This window comes from Collinsella sp. TM04-29 (assembly GCF_003466565.1).
Classification (GTDB): domain Bacteria; phylum Actinomycetota; class Coriobacteriia; order Coriobacteriales; family Coriobacteriaceae; genus Collinsella.
On the sequence record NZ_QSPW01000001.1, the window covers coordinates 1,038,064 to 1,056,421 of the forward strand.

Annotated in this window: 18 protein-coding genes; 2 read left to right on the top strand and 16 right to left on the bottom strand. The window is 61.5% G+C overall.

Annotated features, from left to right (window positions below):
- Window positions 1-71: 71 nt before the first annotated feature.
- Window positions 72-557, top strand: a complete 486-nt coding sequence (locus DXD39_RS04745) for a cob(I)yrinic acid a,c-diamide adenosyltransferase (protein WP_117803286.1) — start codon at window positions 72-74, stop codon at window positions 555-557.
- A gap of 32 nt (window positions 558-589) precedes the next feature.
- Here the strand turns inward: DXD39_RS04745 and DXD39_RS04750 are convergent, their stop codons facing one another.
- From DXD39_RS04750 to thyA, 4 genes are all read right to left on the bottom strand, one after another.
- Window positions 590-1,939: an MATE family efflux transporter gene (locus DXD39_RS04750; RefSeq protein WP_117803287.1), complete on the bottom strand. Its 1,350-nt coding sequence runs from the start codon at window positions 1,937-1,939 to the stop codon at window positions 590-592.
- A gap of 125 nt (window positions 1,940-2,064) precedes the next feature.
- Window positions 2,065-2,979, bottom strand: coding sequence for an RNA methyltransferase (locus DXD39_RS04755; RefSeq protein ID WP_117803288.1), 915 nt, complete (start codon window positions 2,977-2,979; stop codon window positions 2,065-2,067).
- Between the two features lie 109 nt (window positions 2,980-3,088).
- Window positions 3,089-3,607: a dihydrofolate reductase gene (locus DXD39_RS04760; RefSeq protein ID WP_117803289.1), complete on the bottom strand. Its 519-nt coding sequence runs from the start codon at window positions 3,605-3,607 to the stop codon at window positions 3,089-3,091.
- A gap of 9 nt (window positions 3,608-3,616) precedes the next feature.
- Window positions 3,617-4,465: a thymidylate synthase gene (thyA, locus tag DXD39_RS04765; protein ID WP_117803290.1), complete on the bottom strand. Its 849-nt coding sequence runs from the start codon at window positions 4,463-4,465 to the stop codon at window positions 3,617-3,619.
- 166 nt (window positions 4,466-4,631) lie between these two features.
- On the opposite strand from thyA, the gene DXD39_RS04770 reads away from it, so the two are divergent.
- Window positions 4,632-5,396: a DUF134 domain-containing protein gene (locus DXD39_RS04770; RefSeq protein ID WP_117803291.1), complete on the top strand. Its 765-nt coding sequence runs from the start codon at window positions 4,632-4,634 to the stop codon at window positions 5,394-5,396.
- A 120-nt stretch (window positions 5,397-5,516) separates the two neighbouring features.
- Here the strand turns inward: DXD39_RS04770 and ffh are convergent, their stop codons facing one another.
- From ffh to recG, 12 genes are all read right to left on the bottom strand, one after another.
- Window positions 5,517-6,992: a signal recognition particle protein gene (ffh, locus tag DXD39_RS04775; RefSeq protein ID WP_117629292.1), complete on the bottom strand. Its 1,476-nt coding sequence runs from the start codon at window positions 6,990-6,992 to the stop codon at window positions 5,517-5,519.
- Between the two features lie 10 nt (window positions 6,993-7,002).
- Window positions 7,003-7,920, bottom strand: a complete 918-nt coding sequence (gene ftsY, locus DXD39_RS04780; RefSeq protein ID WP_089571706.1) for a signal recognition particle-docking protein FtsY — start codon at window positions 7,918-7,920, stop codon at window positions 7,003-7,005.
- The gene (gene smc, locus DXD39_RS04785) at window positions 7,920-11,456 is read right to left on the bottom strand and encodes a chromosome segregation protein SMC (protein ID WP_117803292.1); all 3,537 of its coding nucleotides are present in this window, start codon (window positions 11,454-11,456) and stop codon (window positions 7,920-7,922) included. The genes ftsY and smc overlap by 1 nt, the downstream gene beginning before the upstream one ends.
- Before the next feature lie 10 nt (window positions 11,457-11,466).
- Entirely contained in the window at window positions 11,467-12,192 is a 726-nt protein-coding gene (rnc, locus tag DXD39_RS04790; protein ID WP_117637759.1) for a ribonuclease III, read from the bottom strand.
- 3 nt (window positions 12,193-12,195) lie between these two features.
- Complete coding sequence (locus DXD39_RS04795) at window positions 12,196-12,438, bottom strand: acyl carrier protein (RefSeq protein ID WP_117635126.1); 243 nt, start codon at window positions 12,436-12,438, stop codon at window positions 12,196-12,198.
- Window positions 12,439-12,562: 124 nt separating this feature from the next.
- Window positions 12,563-13,582, bottom strand: coding sequence for a phosphate acyltransferase PlsX (gene plsX / locus DXD39_RS04800; RefSeq protein ID WP_117803293.1), 1,020 nt, complete (start codon window positions 13,580-13,582; stop codon window positions 12,563-12,565).
- Window positions 13,583-13,669: 87 nt separating this feature from the next.
- On the bottom strand, window positions 13,670-13,849 hold the full coding sequence (gene rpmF, locus DXD39_RS04805; RefSeq protein ID WP_022094017.1) for a 50S ribosomal protein L32: 180 nt from the start codon (window positions 13,847-13,849) through the stop codon (window positions 13,670-13,672).
- Window positions 13,850-13,913: 64 nt separating this feature from the next.
- Window positions 13,914-14,468, bottom strand: a complete 555-nt coding sequence (locus DXD39_RS04810) for a DUF177 domain-containing protein (protein WP_117803294.1) — start codon at window positions 14,466-14,468, stop codon at window positions 13,914-13,916.
- Window positions 14,468-14,965 (bottom strand): ATPase, encoded by a 498-nt coding sequence (locus DXD39_RS04815; RefSeq protein WP_040358176.1) that lies wholly within the window; start codon window positions 14,963-14,965, stop codon window positions 14,468-14,470. The genes DXD39_RS04810 and DXD39_RS04815 overlap by 1 nt, the downstream gene beginning before the upstream one ends.
- Window positions 14,966-15,033: 68 nt before the next feature.
- Complete coding sequence (gene coaD / locus DXD39_RS04820) at window positions 15,034-15,531, bottom strand: pantetheine-phosphate adenylyltransferase (protein ID WP_117716044.1); 498 nt, start codon at window positions 15,529-15,531, stop codon at window positions 15,034-15,036.
- Complete coding sequence (gene rsmD, locus DXD39_RS04825; RefSeq protein WP_117765711.1) at window positions 15,524-16,180, bottom strand: 16S rRNA (guanine(966)-N(2))-methyltransferase RsmD; 657 nt, start codon at window positions 16,178-16,180, stop codon at window positions 15,524-15,526. The genes coaD and rsmD overlap by 8 nt, the downstream gene beginning before the upstream one ends.
- Complete coding sequence (gene recG, locus DXD39_RS04830; protein WP_117803295.1) at window positions 16,177-18,354, bottom strand: ATP-dependent DNA helicase RecG; 2,178 nt, start codon at window positions 18,352-18,354, stop codon at window positions 16,177-16,179. Before recG ends, rsmD begins: the two co-directional genes overlap by 4 nt.
- Between the last annotated feature and the right edge of the window lie 4 nt (window positions 18,355-18,358).

Below are 18,358 nucleotides of genomic sequence, written 5' to 3' on the forward strand. Positions count from 1 at the left end.
GGGTTGATAATGCTTTCTAGAATACCCAACCCGAGCGACGATAAACCGACGCCGGGCACGAAAGGACAGAGATGGCATCACTGGAAGTCGGCAAGGTTCAGATCTACACGGGCGACGGCAAGGGCAAGACGACGGCTGCGCTGGGGCTTGCACTGCGCGCCAGGGGCTATGGACTTAACGTGCTTATGCTGCAGTTTGCCAAGAAGCTGCACTGCGCCGAGCATGATGCGGCGCCCCGTTTAGGTCTGCGCATCGTACAAGCCGACCGCGACACGCCCGAAGCCTGTGCCGCACAGATCATGGAGCTGGCGCGCGAGCAGATATCACAGGTCGACGTTCTGATTTTGGATGAACTCGGCGAGGCCATGCGACGGGGCTTTGTAACGCGCGAAGATGTCGAAGCGTTGATCGCGATGAAACCAACCACCACGGAGCTCGTGCTCACCGGCCGCGGCCTGCTGCCCCTCGCCGACCTTGCCGACCTAGTTACCGAAATGCGCCCCGTCAAACACTACTTCGACGAAGGCCTCCTAGCCCGCCAAGGCATCGAATACTAATTGATCCGAAAGGGACGGAGGAAAACGGATCATTAGGCGGTGGCGCGGCCGAGCCAGTTGCCGCTGTGGTGGTAGATGGTAAACATCGTGGCCGTGATGAGCCAGGTTACGGGGTAAACCAGCAGCAGGTGCTCAAGCGACGGATCGAACGGCATAATCGCAAACACCCAGATCACCCTGAGCACGACGGTGCCAAAAATCGTGAGCATCATAGGCTGGAAGCTCACGCCAGCGCCGCGGATGGAGCCGGACGCGTTTTCGATAATCGAGAAGATCGCGTAGAACGGCGCGATGAAATGAAGAATCGTCGTGGTGTAGGCCGAAATCGAAGCATCGTCGACAAACAGACGCGACAACGGACCCGAGAACACCAGTAGCACGGCAGACAGGCCACCAATGAGCATAAACGACAGCACAAGCGACGTATGGTAGCCCTTGCGCATGCGCTCGTAGTTGCGCGCGCCAAAGTTCTGTGCCGAGAACGTGGTGATCGAAACGCCAAGCGCCTCGGTAACCATCCAGACAATGCCATCCAAACGGCCCGAAAGACCCCACGCCGTGGTGACATCGGCACCAAACGAGTTGACCGACACCTGAATCAAAACGTTGGAAATCGAATACGCAGCAGACTGAAAGCCAAGCGGCAGACCACACGAGATCATGCTCTTACAAATGCCAGGATCAATGCAGAGTTTGGACAGTGAAAGCCGCCACGCACCCGGAGCGTGCATCATACGAATCACGATCATCGTGGCGTTGGAGCAAATGGTCAGCGCCACCGCGATGCCGCAGCCCAGAGCCTCCATATGAAGCACGGCAACGAAGATGACATCCAGCACCGCATTAACAAGGCAGCCGGAAGCAATGATCACAGCAGGACCGCGTGTGTCGCCCACGGCGCGCAGCAGCGCCGTTCCCATATTGAGCAGCAGCGCCGCAAACATGGCGGCAAAGTAGCAACGGGCATACGCCACACCCTCGGCCAGCAGCTCATGCGGTGTATTCATCAGCACAAGCATCGGCTCGACAAACACCATGCCCAGAATGGAAATGACAATGCCGCCCACCAGCGCGAGCGTCATGGCCGTATGGACCGATCGGCTCAAGCGCTCGTCATCGTGCTGACCAAAAAACTGGCCGGTAATAACGGCACATCCAGCACCAACACCGACGCAAAAACCAATGCAGAGCTCCGTAAGCACCATCGTGGCCTGAATGCCACCCAGCGCAAGCTTGCCGCCAAACTGACCGACGATATAGGTACCGATAAGCGTGTATGCCTGCTGAAAGAACGAACTAAAGAAGATGGGGACGCACAGCGACAGCAGCTGCTGCCAAATAACGCCCTGCGTTACATCGATAGCCGTAGATTTCTTAGCCACACGCCCTCCCCACCAGCGTACGTCAAACAACAAAACGGCACTTTAAAACGAAAGCCAAAACCAGCTTAGCACCGACCGACGTCGGCCGAAACGTCCCGAACCAGAGCCCGGTGCGAAATATCTGCCTAGTGATACAGCCCCGGCTGGTAGTGGTACTCGTTGCTCACATGCGGGCACAGTTGCCAAAAGGCGACGGCACTCGCAGCGGCAACGTTGAGTGAATCGACCCCGTGCGCCATCGGAATGCGCGCGGCTCGGTCGCAGCCGGCAATGGTCTTGGTGCCCAAGCCGGCACCCTCGGTACCCATAAAGATCGCTAGGCGGTCAATCTCCTGCAGCACGGGATCGTCCAGCGACACCGAATCATCCGTCAACGCCATGGCGGCACACGAAAAGCCGGCATCGTGCAGCGCCGCCAGTCCATCATGCGGCCATACGCGCGCCTCGCTGCCAATGCGCGTCCAGGGCACCTGGAACACCGTGCCCATGCTCACGCGGGCCGAGCGACGGTACAGCGGGTCACAGCAAGTGGGGCTCACCAAAATGCCATCGACGTTCAGCGCAGCCGCCGAGCGGAAAATCGCGCCGACATTGGTGTGGTCGACAATGCCCTCGAGCACGCACACGCGCACCGGGCGCTCACCCGCCGCCTCGACGACGCCACTCAAGAACTCGGCTACCGGAATCTGGCGTGGACGACGGAATGCCGCGAGCGCACCGCGCGTCACGTTAAAACCCGTCAGCTGCTCCATGAGCTCCATGGAGGCAACGAACACCGGGGCCGGACCCGCGCCCTCGCGCACAACCAGGCGCTCAAACAGCGGCATCATCTGATCGAGCCAGCGTTCGCCCAAAAGAAAGCTCACCGGCTCGTATCCGGCACGCACCGCACGCTCGATGACCTTGGCGCTCTCGGCGATAAAAATGCCCTTCTGCGGCTCCAGCACGCAGCGAAGCTCACGCTCGGTCAGTCGCACGTAGGCATCGAGCCGCTCGTCCTCGAGCGAATCGATTCGCAGCACCTCAACGGCATCAGTCATAGCAGCCAGCCCGCACCCTTCTTTACAGCACATCTATACCAAACGAGGCGACGCTAAGCGCCGCCCCTCAATCATTCCAACCCGATAATACCGTGGGCAAATAGGAGATTTACGCCTCAACGCGACGATACGTCACGAACTCATAATCGAGGCCTTCGTCACCCTCGCCCGCAGCAATCGTGGCAACCCCTTCGCGCCGCGCAACTTCCCACGCGGGATCGGCGTCCAAGTCGGGAAAGTACGTGTCCACGGGATGGACGCAGTGGTCATGCGTGACCTCGGCCTCCACGCAGTACGGCAAAAACTGCCGATAGACATCGCCGCCGCCGATCACCCAGGCAACGGGCTCATCGGCAACCGCGGCGAGCGCCTCGCCGATACTATGCACCACGTCGACACCTTCGGGCGAAAAATCCTCGTCGCGCGTGAGCACGATATTGCGACGATTCTTGAGCGGCCGTGCGCCGGGAAAACTCAGCAGGGTCTTGCGCCCCATAATAACCGGGCAACCTTTGGTGCACGCCACAAAATGACGCATGTCGGCACGGTTGGACACCACCATGTCGCCCTCGCACCCAATACCCCAGTCATCGCACACGGCGACAATGGCAGAAAGCTTACACGTCATGCGCGTCACCTACACCGCAATGGGGATGTTCTTGACCTGCGGGCCGTGCTCATAGCCCTCGACAATCAGGTCGTTGGTCGTAAACGCATAGAAGTCATGCACATCGGGGCTAAGCGTTACCTTAGGCGCGGCAAACTGCGGACGCTCGATAAGCTCCCGGACGATATCGACATGACGGTCGTAAATGTGGGCATCGGCAATCACATGCAGCAACTCGCCGGGAATCATATCGACCGACTGCGCGACCATCATCAGCAAAATGGCGTACTGGCACACATTCCAGTTGTTCGCAGCCAAAATGTCCTGGCTGCGCTGGTTGAGAATCATGTTGAGCGTCGGTTTATCATCCTGCGGGCGCTGCGTCACGTTATACGTCACGCTGTAGGCGCACGGATACAGGTGCATCTCGGACAGGTCGCTAAACACGTAGGTATTCGTCATAATGCGGCGGCTGTACGGCGTATTCTTGAGGTCGTACAGCACGCGATCCATCTGATCGAAGTCACCCTCGGCATAATGGCTCTTCTGCCCAATCTGATACCCGTAGGCCTTGCCGATGGAGCCGGTCTCGTCGGCCCACTCATCCCAAATATGACTGTTGAGGTCATGCACGTTATTGGACTTCTTTTGATAGATCCATAGGATCTCATCCATGGCAGATTTGAGGGCCGTGCGACGCAGGGTAAGCGCCGGAAACTCCTCACGCAGGTCGTAGCGGGCCGTGACGCCAAAGTTTTTAATGGTATAGGCAGGGGTGCCGTCCTCCCACACCGGGCGGACCTTTTGGCCCTCGGTGGTGGTGCCATGGTCCAGAATATCGCGGCACATGGTTACAAACTGTTGATCAGCCTTGCTCATTGACCCTCCTGTCAGTTGCCTATAAGCGAGATTCATTGTAGCCCAGGCACATGCGGCCCCACAGCCCAAACATAAGCCCACAATTTCTGGCATATGCCAGAAATTCATTGCATAAATCTGCGCGTTCGCTATTCTATTGTTGACATATGTCAGATAAGGAGAGCACATGGCAGGAAGACGCGAAAAACTGCGCCGCGTCGGGATCATCCCCGAATACCGCGGCTTTACCCCTGACGGCCTAGCCAGCGGAGACGCCATCGACATGACGGTCGACGAACTCGAGGCGCTGCGCCTGTGCGACCTGGAAGGCCTTAACCAAGAGGCAGTCGCACAGCAGATGGGTATCGCGCGCGCCACGGTGGCGGCTATTTGCAGCCGCGCGCATCGCAAGGTGGCAAACGCGTTGGTCAATGGTCGGGCGCTCATCATCGAAGGCGGCAATATTGCGTACTCCCCCATTACCACGGCAACGGCCGTATGGCCAGCAAAGGAGGTCGACACCATGAGGGTGGCAACCACGTACGACAACGGCAACATCTTTATGCACTTTGGCCGCAGCGAGCAGTTCAAGATCTACGACATTCAGGATGGCAAGGTACTCAACGAGCAGGTCGTGGGCACCGACGGCACCGGCCACGGTGCCCTTGCGGGCCTGCTCGCCAACGGTGGCGTGGACACGCTCATCTGCGGCGGCATCGGCGGTGGCGCCATCAACGCGCTTGCCCAAGCCGGCATCACAGTATACGCAGGTGCCCAGGGCAGCTGCGACGCTTGCGTCGAGGCCCTCATTGCCGGCACGCTCGCGCAGACCGGCGAGGCCACCTGCGACTGCCATGGCCACGGCCACGACCACACTCACGAGCATGGCGATTCCTGCAGCTGCCACGGCCATCACGAGCACGAGGGCCACGAGGGCTGCGGCTGCCACTAACGGCACGGCACCGCGAGCTCGGGGCGCGATACTGAACGCAATCCAACAATCAAAGCCAACAACAAAGGCCACCCGGTAGCTTCCGAGTGGCCTTTGCCATATCAAGCTGGAATTACAGCTCTATTTCTTATTACGCATCTGCGCTTCCATCTGGCGCAGCAGCTCCATATCGGACTTGGGACCGCCCGTACCCAGGCCGCCCATGCTGCCCAGACCCATAGCGTCCAGGCCAGGGATATTGGGCATGCGCATCTTCTTGCCCTTCTTGCCCTTTTTGCCCTTCTTGCCGCCGGCCTGCGCCTGATTGGCCATCGTGCGCATGCGTCCCATCATCTTGTTCATCTCGCCCCACTGCTTCATAAGGCTGTTGACCTCGGTGGGGGTCACGCCGGCGCCCTTGGCAATGCGGGCGCGACGCTGGCCGTTGATGATGGAGGGGCGCAGGCGTTCCTCCTTGGTCATCGACATAATGATGGCCTCGTTCTTGTCGAAGATGCCCTCGTCCAAGTTGCCGCCCATCTGGTTGAGCGCGCGCTGGCCACCGGGGAGCATGCCGAGAATGCCCTTCATGCCGCCCATCTTCTTAACGGCTTTCATCTGGTCGAGCATGTCGTTCATGGTAAAGCCCTCGCGCAGCATGCGCTCGGCGGCCTCGAGCTGCTCGGCATCGGCGGCCTCCTGGGCCTTCTCGATGATGCCGACGACGTCGCCCATGCCCAAGATTCGCTTGGCCATACGGTCGGGGTAGAACGGCTCCAGCGAATCGGGCTTCTCGCCCATGCTCACGAACTTGATGGGCTTGCCGGTCACCTGGCGCACGGAAAGCGCGCCGCCACCACGGGCATCGCCGTCGAGCTTGGAGATGATCACGCCGTCAAAGTCGGTGCGCTCGGCGAAGGTCGAGACGACGTTGACGATATCCTGGCCGGTCATGGCATCGACGACCATCAGCACCTGATCGGGCTTGACGGCCTTCTTGATGTCCACGGCTTCCTGCATCATCTGCTCGTCGATCTGCAAACGACCGGCGGTATCGACGATGACCACGTCACGCAGGTGGTCGACGGCCTCCTGAATAGCGCCCTTGGCGATGTCGACCGGGTGTGCACCGTCGCCGCGGAAGACCGGCACGCCGATCTCTCCGCCAAGCGTGGCTAGCTGGTCGGCTGCGGCGGGACGGTAGACGTCGCACGCGGCGAGCAGCGGCGAGCGGCCCTGCTTCTTGAGCAGGTAGGCCAGCTTTACGGCCGCCGTGGTCTTACCGGAGCCCTGCAGGCCCACGAGCATGATGACATTAGGAATGCGGTTACTAAAAACGAGCTTACTCTCGGTGGAGCCGAGCATCTCGGTAAGCTCGTCGAGCACGATCTTGACGACGTTTTGCGCCGGCGACAGCGACTCCATGACCTCGGCGGTCATGCAGCGCTCCTTGGTCTTGGCGACGAACTCCTTGACAACCTTAAAGTTGACGTCGGCCTCGAGCAACGCCATGCGAATGTCGCGCATGGCCGAGGTGATGTCGGCCTCGGTCAGCTTACCCTTGCCGCGCAGGCGGTCAAATGTGTCATTGAGGCGATCGCTCAGAGAATCAAACACTAGTCACTCCTTAATTGGACTCGCCCACCAGGGCGCGGCAGAAATCTTTGGCATTGAACTCCTGTAGGTCATCGACCTGCTCGCCCACGCCCACGCGCAGAATCGGGAGCTTGAGCTTCTCGGCCACGGCCATGGCGATGCCGCCCTTTGCCGTACCGTCGAGCTTCGTCATGATGATACCGTCCAGACCCAGCGCCTCGTTAAACTCGAGCGCCTGGTTCAGACCGTTCTGGCCGGTGGCGGCATCGATCACGAGCACGACCGAGACGGGCATGGGGCCGGCGGCCATATTGGCGGCGCGCTTACGCGTCACGTTAACCACCTTGGCAAGCTCGCGCATGAGCTCGGGGCTCGTGTGCAGGCGGCCGGCGGTGTCGATCAGCACCAGGTCGCTGCCGCGCTTATCGGCCTCATCGAGCACGTCGTAGCAAACACTTGCCGGGTCGGAGCCGCGATCGCGCTTGATGACGGGGACGCCGGCGCGCTGACCCCACACATCGAGCTGCTCGATGGCGGCGGCGCGGAAGGTATCGGCAGAACCGATCACGACATTCTTGCCGCGGGCGGCCATGGCGCTCGCGATCTTGCCGACCGTCGTGGTCTTGCCGGCGCCGTTAATGCCTACAAACAGCACGCAGCTCGGCGTGTCGGAGAACGGATCGCGCTCGGCGGGCACAAAATGCTGCTCGAGCTGCTCAGCCAGGGCACGACGGAGCTGCGGGGCGGTCTTGAGGTTCTTCTTGGCGGCCGTCTCGCGCAGGTCATCGGAGACCTGAATGGCGACCTCGGCACCCATGTCACCCATAACGAGGGTGTCCTCAAGGTCCTCCCAAAAGTCCTCGTCGACCTCGCCGCCAAAGTAGAAGACCTCGTTGAGGGCCTCGCGGCTGCGCTCAAGTCCGCGCGAGAGAGCGTCAAAGAATCCCATTATGCATTCACGACCTTTCCGGTTTCGCGATCGAGTTTTTGCGAGACGACGCGACTGACGCCGTCGGCTTGCATCGAGACACCGTAGAGAACGTCAGCATCCTCCATAGTACGGCGCTGATGCGAAATGACCAAGAGCTGCGTATCGGAACGCAACACGTCGAGCGCGCCGATGAGCTTGGACAGGTTGGCGTCGTCAAGTGCCGCCTCGACCTCGTCCAGCACATAGAACGGCACCGTGCGCGTGCGGTACACGGCAAAGAGCAGGGCGAGTGCCGTCAGACTCTTCTCGCCGCCAGACATGAGCATCATCTTGGTGATGCGCTTGCCGCGCGGCTGCGCCACGACCTCGATACCCGTCTCGGCCGGATGCTCAGGATCGGTCATCTCCAGATGAGCCTGGCCACCCGGGAACAGCATAGCGAAGATCTCGCGGAAGTTCGCGTCGACCTTCTCAAACGTCACAAGGAACGCCTTGCGCATCTTGCGATCAATAGCCACCGCGATCTTGGTGAGCGCCTTACGCGCGCTCTCCAGATCGGCCAGCTGCCCCTCGATGTAATCGGCGCGGCGCTTGAGCTGCTCGTACTCCTCCATGGCAACTTGGTTCACGGGACCAAGGTTGTTGATCTGGCGCACAAGCTGGTTGAGCTCGCGCTCGGCGGCATCGCGGTCCGTGGGCGCGGGAAGCATGAGCGCTTCCTCGAGTACCGTGTTGCCATCGGCGGTAATGGCCTTAATGGCGGCCTCTACCTGCACCTCGAGCTTGCCACGCGCGACCTTAAACTCGTTTTGCGTGGCGGTGGCAGTATCGACCTTCTCCTTAGCGCGGGCAACCTCTGCCTTGGCATCCTCGATGGTCTTCTTGAGCGAAGCGGAGTCCGCCTCCTCCAGAGAGGCCTGGTCACGCAGACGCGCTGCCCAATCCGACGCGCGCTCCAGCAGGGCCGAATAGCGCTCGTGCATGGGATCGACGCGCAGGCGCAGCAGCTCGAGTGAGCGCGAGGCCTGGCGTGTTCCGCGGATACGGCGGTCGATGCCCTCCAGGCGATGCTCCAGATCGGGTACTCGGCCCTTCAGAGAACGAAGGCGCTCGCTCGTCTGGGCCAGGCGGACCTTGGCATCAGCAAGCTTACCGGCGGCCTCGGAATCGTCACGGCGAACGCGGTCGAGTTCGTCGTTGGCTTCGGCAATCTGAAGGCCAAGATCGCTTGCCTGCGCTCGGGCCTCGTCACGCGAGCGGGTGAGCTCGTCCACGCGCGGGCGCGCAGCGCGAACGGCCTCGGCGGCCTGCTCGCGGCGCTTGGAGATGCGCACGCGCTCGACCTCGGCGTTGTTGGCGCTTTGCTCCAGGCGGCCAATCTCGGAGAGCAGCGAGCGGCGCTCGCCCTCAAGACGGGCGATCTCGCCGGCGGCATCGCCCTCAGCGGCACGCGCCTCTTCGACGGCCGCATTGGCCTCGACGACCTGATCCGAAACATGCTCAAACACAGCAGCCAGATCGGGTTCCAGGCCCTCCAGCTCGCGAATGCGACGCTTGCGCTCCAAAGCACCCGAAGCCTCGCCGGCGTCGAGCCCCACACGCACCAGGCCGCCGCAGGCGACGCGGGCACCATCGGGGGTCACGTAAATCACGCCGTCAACGACCGGCGCCGACAGCGCGGCAGCAAGATCGTCCACGACGTAATAACCGCCGAGCAGCGCCTCGACAACCGGGCCATAGCCGGCGCGTACGGACAGGCGATCGACCAGGCGGGAACCGGCAGCGCCCTTAGCGGCAGCAGAGGCGCTCACACCGCGCGCGACCAGCAGCGCCTCGCCCGAGGCCTTCTTCTGGTCCAGAGCGGCACGACCGGCACGCTCAAGCGCGGACGCATCGTCGAACAGCAGCGCATCGATATCGCCGGCGAGCAATTGCTCAACCAGGCCCTCAAGCTCACGCGGGGCCTCGAGCACGTCGCCCAGACGACCCGAGACATCGTCGCCCAGCGCACCCATCAGACGGCTCACCAGCGGCGAGCTGTCAGCCATGCGGGCATCGAGCTTCTTTTGGCTGGCAAGCTCCGAGCGCACCTCGGACAGTTTGTTGCGCGCCTCGCTCTCGCGGGCACGCAGGTCCTTAAGGGCTGCACGGGCGACCTCGGTAGCCTCGCGAGCATCAATCTGGGCTTGACGGGCCTGATCAAGTGCACTGTCGAGCTCCTCGGCGCGGTCGCGACGGCTCTCGAGTGAGGCCGTGACTTCCTCGAGCTGCTCGTCGATCTGCTCCAGGCGTGAGGCGTACATGTTGTCCTCGACCTCGGCGTTGCTCAGCGAGTCCTTCACCTTGGCGAGTTCGAGCGCCGCGTTATCGGCCACACGCTGCGCATCGCGTTGCTCACGCGTAAGCTGCGAAATCTGATTGTCGAGCGCAACGCGACGCTCGTGGAGCTCGGCGGCGGCAGGTCCGGCGGCGTCAACGTCCTCCTGGGCCTGCATGTGCGCGCCGGTCACTTCCTCAAGCTGCGCACGTGCATCCTCGAGCTCCTCTACCACGCGACGACGCTGATGCTCGGAGCTCGAAATCTGCCCGCGCATGTCGGACAGGCGCGACACCATGTTGTGGCCCTTTTCCTCGAGCAGACGCATATCGGAGTTAATGCGACCGACCACATCTTGCATATGGCGGCGCTGCTCGCCCAGATCGCCCACAAACAGGCCCTTTTCCTCGAGCATGACCTGGAGCTTCTCGAGCTCGCGCTCCTTTTCGCCCATGCGGTACTGCGCAAGCTCCAGCTCGGCGGCGCCTTCCTTGGAGCGGCTCTCCAGGTCGTTCCACTGCGACTGCAGCGAACGCAGCTCGTCGACGGCTAGCATCTGCGTAAGCTCGTTCGCGCGCGAGGACAGCTCTTTGTACTTGCGCGCACGATCGACCTGACGCTCCAGCGGTCGCAGCTGACGGGCAATTTCCTTATTGATGTCGCGGGCACGCGTCAGGTGCTCGTCCATCGACTTAATCTTTTTGAGCGCACGCTCCTTGCGGCGCTTGTGCTTGGAGATGCCGGCGGCCTCCTCGATGAGGGCACGGCGCTCCTCGGGGCGGCTCTGCAAAATGGCATCGAGCTTGCCCTGGCTGATGATGGAATGCGTATCCTTGCCCAGGCCCGAATCGTGCAGGATGTCCTGAATGTCCATCAGGCGGCACGGACTCGAGTTGATGAGGTACTCGCTTTCGCCCGAGCGATACATGCGCCGGGTGATGGCGACCTCGTCAAAGTCGACGGGCAGCAAATGGTCCGAGTTATCGAGCACCAGCGTGACCTCGGCGACACCCACCGGCTTACGCGCCGACGAGCCCGAGAAGATAACGTCCTCCATGGCCTGGCCGCGCAGCTGCTTGGCGCTCTGCTCACCCAGGACCCACAGAATCGAGTCAGAGATGTTCGATTTTCCCGAGCCGTTGGGACCGACGATGACGGTCAGGCCCGGCTCAAACGTCATATGGGCGCGGTCGGCAAACGACTTGAACCCTTTGAGCGTGAGGGACTTGAGATACACGGTTCCTCGCTTAAACAGGCTTCTTGTTGAGAATCACGCCGTTGGTGGTGTAGCCCATGCGGTCAAGTGCCTCGAGTGCAGCGGCTCCCTCGGCTTCCTTCTTTGAGGAGCCGGAGCCGCGACCCTGGCGAATACCATCGATCAACACCACGGCGGTAAAGGTGGGCGCATGCGCCGGGCCCTCGGAGCCAACGAGCTTATACGCCGGGGGTTCGTGACCGTCGGCTTGCACGCACTCCTGCAAGAACGATTTGGGGTTCGCGGGGTGCTCGGCACGCTCGGAAGCCAAATGCGGCTTAAGCGTACGGTGGATAAACTCCGCTGCGGCATCCCAGCCGGCGTCCAGGTACAGCGCGCCCACGAGCGACTCGTAGACGTTCTCGAGCGCCGAATGCAGGCCGCGTGCACCGGTACCGGTCTCGGAGGCACCAAAGATGATGATGTCGTCGATGCCCAACTCGTGAGAAACCTCGGACAGCGTGGCGCCCGAGACAAGCGACACCTTCAGGCGCGTGAGCTTGCCCTCGTCAAACTCCGGATAGGACTCAAAGAGCGAACGAGCGACGACGGCGCCCAAAATGGAATCGCCCAAGAACTCAAGGCGCTCATAGCTGGCAGAAACCGGCTGGCCCTCGACTGCCGAGGGATGCGTAAGCGCCGCGCGCAGCAGTACCTTATTATTGAACTCGTGGCCCAGGATTTCCTGGGCACGCGTAAGTCGTTCAGACAAAGCCAAGACCTAGGCCTCCCTGGCGTGTTCGATCGCGTCGACGGCGTCGGCGACAGAGTTGAGCGAGAGCAGAGTCTCGTCATCGATCTCGAGGTTGAACTCGTCCTCGATAGCCGTAACCAGCTGCAGGCGCTCGAGCGAGTTGGCATCGAGATCGTCAAAGGTGGTCTCATCGCTAATTTCGGCAACATCGACGCCCAGAACGTCAGCAGCGACCTCGGCGATCTTGTCGAAGATTTCGGAGCGGTCCATAGCGCTTCCTCTCATAGTGAATGAATACCAAAAGAATGGTACCGCCCGGGCGGTACCAAGACACGGTTCTGATTCTACCCCACGAAGCAGGCCGCGAGGCACATAACAGCGCTCTAACTCGCTCTTACAAAACGATGCCGTCCATGGAGTTGGCGACGTTCTCGACCAGCCCCGCGCGCACGGCTTCGGCCGCCGCGAGCGTACCGTTTTTAACAGCCTCGACCGAGGTGGCGCCATGGCCGATTAGGACCACGCCACGCAGGCCCAAAAGAATCGCACCGCCCTTGGCATCACCAGAGAGCTTGGCCTTAATCTCGCGCATCTGCTTTTTGATGAGCAGCGCGGCGATCTTGGTGCCGAGCGAGGCCATAAAGGCACCCTTGAGTTCCTGCAGCAAAAACTTGGCAGCGCCCTCGGTGGCCTTGAGCGCAATATTGCCCGACATGCCATCGGCAACGACGACATCGAAATTGCCCGAGGTGAGGTCGGTGCCTTCGCAGTTGCCCACAAAGCCGGGAACGGCGGCTTTCATGGCCGGGAAGCAGGCCTTGGTAAAGTTGGAACCCTTCTCGTCCTCGGTGCCATTGGCAAGCAGGCCCACGCGGGGATGCTCGATGCCCAGGACGACGCGGGCATAGGCGCTACCCATCTGGGCAAAACGCACCATGTCATCGACCTCGACATCGGGGTTGGCGCCCATATCGCACAGCACCGTCAGACCGCCGGCGCGATTGGGCAGCGCATTGGTCAGACAGGGACGCACCGGCTGCTTCTTGCCTTCGGCCATATATCTAAACGGCGTCACATAGGCGGTGGCGGCAGCGGTCATGGCACCGGTCGAGCCGGCGGAGAAGAACGCGTCCGCGTTGCCCTTTTTGATGGCGCGGCAGGCAAGCACGATCGACGATTTACGCTTGGTCATCACGGCGCGAATGGGATCGTCATCCATGGCGATAACGTCGGGTGCCTCAAGAGCCTCAACACGTGCATGGGAAGCAGCAAAGGGATTGACGATTTCAGCGGGGCCAGCTGCCAAGACCTCGATATCGGGATCGGCGGCAAGCGCAGCCTCGATACCATCGAGAACAACCTGAGGTTTCTCGTCTCCGCCCACAACGTCTACACAAACGCGAACGTTACTCATATACATGCTCCTTATACAAAAATGGCCGACTCATTGAGCCGGCCATTGTGGTTCCATTTGGAACGGCATCGCATCCAGAGTATACCGTTACTCGGTAACGATAACCTCGCGGTCCTTGTAGAAACCGCAGCTGGGGCACACGTGGTGCGGAAGCTTGACAGCGCCGCAACGGGGGCACGTGGACTGAGCCGCAGCCGAAATCTTCATGTTGGCGGAACGACGGGTGTGAGTGCGGATACGACCCTGCTTTTGTTTAGGTACGGGCATAGTGACCTTCCTTATGAACTATCCAGTGTGGCGATTACGCGCAAGTAGCGATACTACCACAGTTTTACTCATCGAGCGTGAGATTCTTCAATGCTGCAAATGGATTTTCCGTGGCAGCAGCCCATTCTGCCTCTGCCTGGGCGGCGCAATCGCATTGCTCGACGTTGAGATTGCAACCGCAAGTGGGACACAGACCGCGGCAATCGGGCTTGCAGAGCACCACAAACGGCGTGTCCATAACGACCGCGTCATTGATGGGCTCACCCAGATCGACGATGCGGTCCTCACCCAGGAGCTCGTAGCCGTCCTCGTAGGCCTCGGGATCCTCGGGCTCCTCAAAGAGGTAGAACTCCTCGATCTCGCCGGCGATATCAAACGAGGCGGGCTCCAGGCAACGGTCGCACTCGCCGGTGGCGTGCGCGCGGACCATGCCCGTGAGCAAGACACCGGTACCGGCATTGGTAAAGACAACGTCGTAGTCGATGCCGTCCTGTAGCTGGTACTCCTTCTCGCCCACCATGTAGGTGGCGACATCGACCTTACCGGTCAGCGGATACGAATCTCCGGGAAACTCGAGCTGCTCGGAAAGATCGACGGTAACGCTCGGGAACTCAGCCATTACCACTGACCATTCTGTTGGGCGGCACCCTCGTTGAGCTGCTGACGGCAACGGGTAACGGTGCCGGTCAGGCTCTTGAGGTTTTCCTCCAGGTGCGTAAAGACCTGCTCTGCGTAGTCCTCGGCAGCGTAACGCGTCTCGCGCTCGTACTGCTGGGCACGATCGCGGATGTCGTCAGCCTGCTGCTGCGCTAAGCGGACGATCTCCTGCTCACCGGCAATGGTGAGGGCCTGCTGCTGAGCGTCGGCGATGATGGAATCGGCCTGGGCGGCGGCGGAAGCCATAAGCTCCTCGCGCTCCTTAAGGATACGGCGGGACTTCTGCCACTCCTCGGGATAGCTCATGCGGATCTCGTCGAGGATGTTGAAGAACACGTCGGCGTCGATGACCTTGAACTGAGCGTTCTTGCCGAAAGGCGGCTTGGCTTCCTCGATCAGCCCTTCGAGCTCATCGACCAAGCTGACGATCCTATCGCCAGGAAAATTCTCGCCCGGCATCCGGTCTCCTTTCATAGGTAACATATCATCGTGCTAGTTTACCACATGCCACCAGGCAATAAAAAACGTCACGAAAAGCGATGTCTGAGCGCTTCGACCACGTTGGGCGGGACAAACGTCGATACATCGCTGCCGAGCGAGGCGATCTGGCGAACGACCGAGCTCGAGATATAGCCGTACTGCGGCGCACTCATGACAAAGATAGACTCCAGCTCGTTATCTAAGCGATAGTTGAGGTCTGCCTGCTGCAGCTCGTACTCAAAGTCGGTCATGGCGCGCAGGCCCTTGACCACAGCCCCCGCCCCCTGCTCGCGAGCGAAGTCGACCAAGAGGCCGGTAAAGGGCAGGACCTCGACGCCGTCGATATCACCGAGCGCCTCACGAGCCAGCGCCACGCGCTCATCCAGCATAAACGTGGTGCCCACACCGTTTTTACCCTGCGACTCGGCGACAGCGACGATCACGCTGGGAAAGATGCGGCGGGCGCGGCGGATGACATCGATATGGCCAAACGTGATGGGATCGAAGGTGCCCGGGACGATCACGCGGTTGATGGTGTCACTCATGGGCGTTCTCCTGAACCGTCATGGCATCGGTGTTGTGAGCATCGGTGCCGGCGCAATCTTCCTCACCATCGTCATCGCCGACCCAACGAAGCAGGTCGACCGAGGTAATGCCGTAGCGCTTCTCGCGCACGATCTCAAAGCCTGCCGGATGCGCGCCCGCATCGGCGGCGGCATGCTCAAACAGGGCATAAGCGCCAGGTGCAAGCAGACCCTGCTGAGCCAGGTTCTGCAACAGTATCTCGACCGGCTCGGCACCAAAAGCATAGGGCGGGTCGAGCAGGACCAGATCAAAGGGGCCGCCCGGCACACGACCGCGCGAGGCGCTCGCCAGCATGTCGCCCGTTACCACGCGCCAACGCGCACGGTCACGGCAGAGCGACTCGATATTCTTGGTAATGAGCCGCGCGGCATTCCGATCGATCTCGAACGTCGTGAGTGAGCGGGCACCACGTGAGAGCATCTCTAACCCTAAGGCACCGGAGCCGCCAAAAGCGTCCAGCACGCGGACCTCGTCCAGATCGAAGTCGAATGCCGACATGACCATAGATGCGCATGCCTCGCGCACGCGATCGGTCGTGGGGCGGGTGACATCGCGACCACGGGGCTCCTCGATCTTACGACCGCGCCATTCGCCGCCGATGATTCTCATCCTCCGCTGACCTCCTTAAAAATGTGTCGATATCGCATGGCGACCGCATCGCGCAGGGGGCGCGTCGCCACGGAGTCAAGGTTGCAAGCATACCGCAAGAGCTCAACCGCGTCCAAATGGGCCCACTCGATCAGCTCCTCGTCGGCATCCAGGTCGACAAAGCGCAGGGTCACTCCGCCATGCTGGCGGTACCCCAGGATTTCGCCCTCGTGGCGCAGACGCAGGTCCATCTGGGCGAGCGTAAAGCCATCCGAGGTTTTTTCGAGCGATTGCAGGCGATCTTGTGCTGCCGAAGCGCCGCCGTTGCCCTTGGAGTGCGTCATGACCAGGCACGTGCCCGACACGCTGCCACGGCCCACGCGACCGCGCAGCTGGTGCAGCGCCGCCAAACCAAAGCGCTCGCCGTTCTCGATGACCATGACGGTGGCGTTAGGCACGTCGACGCCCACCTCGACCACCGTAGTCGAGACGAGCACGTCAATCTCGCCACGCTTAAAGGCATCGATAACCTGGTCCTTCTCCCCCGCTGGCATGCGGCCGTGAAGGCGCTCGATGGCAAGACCCGGCAACGCCAGACGCAGGCGATCGAGCTCGGTCGCCGTATCGTGCAGCGGCACGGGGACCGTCACGCGGCCCTCGCCGTCGCGGACGATACCGGGCACGTCCTCCAGATCATCGGCCGAGTCACTCGGCTCCACGAGCGGGCAAATCACGTAGGCCTGCTGACCCTTTTCATGCGCCTCGCGGATGGCGCCATAGGCAAGGTCGCGACTCGACTCGGTAAGCACGCGTGTCGTCACGCCAGCGCCAGGGACGGGCCGATGGCGGATGATACTCGTGTCCAGATCGCCGTAGACCGAAAGCGCCAGCGTACGCGGGATGGGCGTTGCCGTCATAACGAGCAGATCGGCACCGGGGCCCTTCGCGCGCAAGGCATTGCGTTGGCCGACGCCAAACCGGTGCTGCTCATCGATGACTACGAGCGACAGATACTTAAACGCCACGTTATCCGAAAGGACCGCATGGGTTCCAAAGAGGACGTCGAGCTCTCCGGATTCCAGCTGTGCATGGATGCGCTCGCGCTCTGCGGCCGGCGTGGCACCCGTCAGAAGCGCCCAAGACATGCCGGCCTGCGAGAGCAGAGGGCCGGTCTTATCGGCATATTGACGCGCCAGCACGCCCGTGGGCGCCATAACGCAGGCCTGTGTGCCGCTATCGGCAGCCACAGCCAGCGCGCAGGCGGCAACGGCGGTCTTACCGGTACCGACATCGCCCAGCAGCAGGCGGTTCATCACGCGCCCGCCATCGCACATATCGCGCAGGATGTCTTGGAACGCGGCCTCCTGCTCGTCGCTCAGCGAAAACGGCAGGGCCTGCTTGAGCGCGGCCAGGTGCTCGCCCGCGGCGTGGGCGTAGGGAGCGACTTCGACCAAGCCACCGTCGTTGCGCAGGCGCAGCGCCAGCTGCAGGTAGAGGCACTCCTCGTAGGCAAGCCGTGCGCGCGCGATATCGCGCTCAGCCATGCTCGAGGGAAAGTGGATCGATCGAAGGGCACGGGCATGGCTCATCAGGCGACGTTTAACGCGTAAGCGTGCCGGAATGGGATCAAAGGGATTGCCGACGACCTCGAGCGCGCCACTTACGATACGGCGCATCCATGCCTGACTCACGCCGTCACTCACGTAATGGACCGGCAGGATAGTGCCCGCGGCGCGCCCTTCCTCAAGCTTTTCAAAGTGCGGCGAGGCCATCTGCTTAAAACCGTAGGCAAACTCGACCTTGCCCATCACGGCCAGGCGGTCGCCCTGCTTAAGCTGCTGGGCAATCCAAGGCTGACGGAAAAAGGCGACCTGCAGCACGCCCGTCTCGTCAACGAGTGAGACCTCGGTCACCTGCATGCGCGGACGCGGCTTCTTTTGAACGATACGGTCGACCGTGGCGATGATGGTGCACACGGTACCGATGGGCGCCATCTCGATGGACCAGGAGCGCGTAAAGTCCAGGTATCGATGAGGGATATGGAGAAGGAGGTCCCCCACCGTCCGAATTCCCAGACGGCGAAGGGCCTCCTCACGTTTACCCGAAACATATTTGAGTCGCGCGATATCCTCGTCGAGCGCATTGCTCTGGGCAAAGCGATCCGAGACGCGCGGCACGGAGCAGAGCTCGGACATGGGC